Here is a 2,942-nt window from a genome sequence, read left to right as displayed (position 1 = left end):
CCAGGCCGAGCGGGCCTTCGGCGACCGGGCGGCGATCAACGCCCCGCTCCAGGGCGCGTCGGCCGACATCATCCGCCGGGCCATGGTCCGGATGCCGGAGGCCCTCGCGTCAGCCGGCCTGAAGACCCGTATGCTGCTGCAGGTCCATGACGAACTGGTCTTCGAGGCGCCCGAGGCCGAGGCCGCCGCGGCGGGCGATGTGATCCGTCGCATCATGGCGGGCGCCGCAGAGCCCGCCGTCGCGCTTTCGGTTCCCCTCAAGGTCGAGGTGAACGCCGCCGCCAACTGGGACGACGCGCACTGACGGCCGAAGGGATCAACCCTTCGGCGCCCGATAGACTGATCGGCCGGACTTCACCGTCTCCACGACGTTTATGTCGCGGATGGCGTTCGGCTCCACCTTCAGGGGATTGCGGTCAAGGATGACCAGGTCCGCTGTCTTGCCCACTTCGAGCGAGCCCTTCGAGGCCTCCTCGAAATAGGTATAGGCGCCATTGAGGGTGATCGCCTTCAGGGCCTGGTAGGGCGTCACCCGCTCGTCCGGGCCCAGGACCTTGCCCGACCGGGTGATGCGGTTGACCGCCGTCCAGACCAGGAACATCGGGTCCAGGGGGGTGACGATGGCGTCAGTGTGGTTGGTCGACGGGACCCCCGTCTTGGAGGCGCTGGCCAGGGGGCTGAGATAGGCCGCCCTCTGGGGACCCAGGTTGGCCAGGTGGATGTCGCCCCAGTAATAGACATGGTTGGTGAAGAAGCTGGGCAACATGCCCAGGGCCCTGTAGCTGGCCATCTGGTCCGGCCGCATGATCTGCGAGTGGATGATCACCGTCCGGCGGTTGGGATCGACCTTGCCGAGGGTCTTCTCGGCCTGGCGGTGGGCGGCGATCATCATGTCGACCGAGGCGTCGCCATTGCTGTGCGAATAGACCTGCACGCCGTTCTTGTAGGCCAGGGCGAACAGCCGGTTCATTTCATCCTGGGGGATGTTGGGGAAGCCCCGGCAGTCCGTCTTACAGCCGGGAACCGGCGTCAGGTAGGGCTGGGTCAGATAGGCGGTCTTGCCCTGGGGGGAGCCGTCGGTGGCCAGTTTGATCCCGGCCCATTTCAGCCCGTTCTTGAACTCGCCCCAGGCGAGCTTGCCCGTCCCCACCAGCTGGTCGGCCATGAGGTAGGCGGGCAGGGCCTCGACGTCGATCTTGAGGAGTCCCTTGTCGGCGGCCTCCTGGAGCAGGGGCATCTTGTCCGGCATGACCAGGCCTTCGGCCGCGGTGGTGTAGCCGTTGGCGGCATAGTGTTCGACCGCCCGCTTGATCAGGTCGAGATCCTGCTCGCGGGGGCGCGGCGCCTGCACCTGCGGGATGAAGGGGTGCATGGCCGTTTCCTGGAACAGGCCCTCCGGCTCCCGGGAGCCCGGCTTGCGGATTATGGCGCCGCCCACCGGGTCCGCCGTCGCGGCTGTAACGCCGGCCTTCCGGATCGCCGCCGAATTGGCGACCAGCATGTGCCCGGAGGTGTGGATGAGGATCACCGGGTTGTCCGGGAAGGCGGCGTCCAGTTCCGCCGCCGTGGGATGGCGCTTCTCAGCCAGGAAGTCCTGGTCGTATCCCTGTCCCACAAGCAGGACGCCAGGCCCCGCCTTCAGGGAGTCCTTAAGCCGCTTAAGCTCGGCCACGATGTCGGCGACCGAGCTGACGCCGCCGACGGGTGGCGGGTTGAGGTTCCCCTGGACCAGGCTGTCCGCATAGTTGAGGAGGTGGCTGTGGGCGTCGATGAAGCCCGGCATCAGGACGCCGCCCTTCAGGTCGACGGTCCGGGCGCCTGGCCCCGCAGCCTTGCGCGCCTCACCCTGGCTTCCCGCAGCGACGATCTTGCCGTCCCTGACCGCCAGGGCCTCGACATAGGCCGGGGTCTCGCCCGCCAGGGTCAGGATGTCGCCGCCGGTGTAGACGGCCGCCGTCTCATCCGATGCGCGGGGCGCACACCCTGCGACCAGGATCGCCGCCGCCAGGAGCCCCAGCCCTCTCCGGTTATGCATCCGACATCCTCCCCCCGGTTATTGCGGCGGCGATCTGAACCCCTTCCGGGGTCCATGGACAAGCTTTCCTTTCGCCCTGCGGTTTGATAGCCGCCCGTCACCGGACCATCACGTTGGCGGTCCAGGCTGGTCTTTTCTTCCGCCGCGCAGAGAGCCCCTCATGTCCGCTTGCAAGCCTTTCACCACACCCCGCCTGCCGGCCCTTGCGGCGGCCTCGATCCTGGCCCTCGCCGCCCCCGCCCTGGCCCACGAGACGGGCGCGCGACACGACGGGCATGGCGATGGCCTGGCCTGGCTGGCGGGCGACCATCACGTCCATTCCCAGTTCAGCGTCGACTGGAAGCCCGGGGCCGATCCTTCCGCGCCCCCGGAGCCGGTGATCGGCGGAGACTCGAACAACACCATCCCCACCAACGCCCGCATGGCGCGGAAGTACGGCCTGTCCTGGATGGCGGCGACGGACCACGGGGGGCCGAACCACTCCCGCGTGAACCGGGACCTCGCCTATCCCGAGGTCCTGAAGGCCCGTCGGGAGGTCCCCGACCTGATCCTCTTCTTCGGACTGGAGCTGAACACTCCGGGCGCGGACCATTCCAGCATCATCGTTCCCAACAGCCCCCAGGAGCGGGATGACCTGACGGACCTTGAGCGCCGCTTCGACAAGTTCGAGGCCTGGCCCGTGGACCCGGCCCGCGACCAGGAAGGACGGATGGTCGAGGCCCTCACCTACATGAAGGCCCTGCCGCGGCCGCCGGTGGTCATCGCCCACCATCCGTCCCGCTCCGCCAAGGGGCTGGGCCAGTACGGCCAGACGACCCCGGCGGAACTGCGCGACTGGAACGATGCGGCGCCGCAGGTCTCGGTCGGGATGGAGGGCGCGCCCGGCCACCAGGCGGCGGGGCTCAAT

At 68.5% G+C, this 2,942-nt stretch carries 2 protein-coding genes and 1 pseudogene; 2 read left to right on the top strand and 1 reads right to left on the bottom strand.

Annotated features, from left to right (window positions below):
- Positions 1 to 304, top strand: a 304-nt coding sequence (locus tag INE98_RS06110; RefSeq protein WP_293537408.1) for a DNA polymerase, incomplete at its 5' end; no start/stop codon positions are given.
- 12 nt (positions 305 to 316) lie between these two features.
- Here the strand turns inward: INE98_RS06110 and INE98_RS06105 are convergent.
- Positions 317 to 2,035, bottom strand: coding sequence for an amidohydrolase (locus INE98_RS06105; protein ID WP_293537406.1), 1,719 nt, complete (start codon positions 2,033 to 2,035; stop codon positions 317 to 319).
- A 160-nt stretch (positions 2,036 to 2,195) separates the two neighbouring features.
- Between INE98_RS06105 and INE98_RS06100 the strand changes: the two are divergent.
- Positions 2,196 to 2,942 (top strand): annotated as a pseudogene (locus tag INE98_RS06100) (phosphoesterase); the annotation flags it as partial.

It is taken from the genome of Phenylobacterium sp. (genome assembly GCF_020253645.1).
Lineage (GTDB): Bacteria > Pseudomonadota > Alphaproteobacteria > Caulobacterales > Caulobacteraceae > Phenylobacterium.
This window is presented reverse-complemented; position numbering and strand designations above follow the sequence as displayed.